The organism is Microtetraspora sp. AC03309 (genome assembly GCF_020826795.1).
Lineage (GTDB): Bacteria > Actinomycetota > Actinomycetes > Streptosporangiales > Streptosporangiaceae > Microtetraspora > Microtetraspora glauca.
The window spans coordinates 1-900 of sequence record NZ_JADDIL010000252.1 but is presented as its reverse complement, the minus strand read 5'-3'; the positions used below and the strand labels follow the sequence as shown (position 1 = coordinate 900).

Here is a 900-nt window from a genome sequence, read left to right as displayed (position 1 = left end):
GCCGATCTCGAGGACATTCTGGCCAAGCCCGAGCGCCAACGTGCCATCGTGCACGATGAACTTGCCGAGCTGGTCGAGAAATACGGCGACGATCGTCGGACCCGGATCGTCCCGGCCGACGGTGAGGTGAGCGACGAGGACCTGATCGCGCGTGAGGACGTCGTCGTCACGATCACCGAGACCGGGTATGCCAAGCGCACCAAGACCGACCTGTACCGCAGCCAGAAGCGCGGCGGCAAGGGCGTGCAGGGCGCCGGACTCAAGGCCGACGACATCGTCAACCACTTCTTCGTCTGCTCGACCCACGACTGGATCCTGTTCTTCACCACGCAGGGCCGGGTGTACCGAGCAAAGGCCTACGAGTTGCCGGAGGCCTCGCGCACCGCGCGCGGTCAGCACGTGGCGAATCTGCTGGCCTTCCAGCCGGAGGAACGCATCGCGCAGGTTATCCAGATCAAGAGCTACGAGGATGCGCCGTACCTGGTGCTCGCCACCCGCAACGGCCTGGTGAAGAAGTCCAAGCTGGTCGACTTCGACTCCAACCGCTCCGGCGGCATCGTGGCCATCAACCTGCGCGACGGCGACGAACTGGTCGGTGCGGTGCTCTGCTCGGCCGACGACGACCTGCTGCTGGTGAGCGCAAACGGCCAGTCGATCCGCTTCTCCGCAACCGACGAGGCGCTGCGTCCGATGGGCCGGGCCACCTCGGGTGTGCAGGGTATGCGGTTCAACGAGGACGACCGGCTGCTGTCGCTGAACGTGGTCCAGCCGGACACGTATCTGCTGGTCGCGACCGCGGGCGGCTACGCCAAGCGCACCGCGATCGACGAGTACACGGTCCAGGGCCGCGGCGGCAAGGGCATCCTGACGATCCAGTACGACCGCAAACGTGGCAGTCTG

At 66.1% G+C, this 900-nt stretch carries 1 protein-coding gene; it reads left to right on the top strand.

What is annotated here, in order from left to right:
- Nucleotides 1–900, top strand: a 900-nt coding sequence (locus tag IMZ11_RS42640) for a DNA gyrase C-terminal beta-propeller domain-containing protein (RefSeq protein ID WP_305075949.1), incomplete at both ends; no start/stop codon positions are given.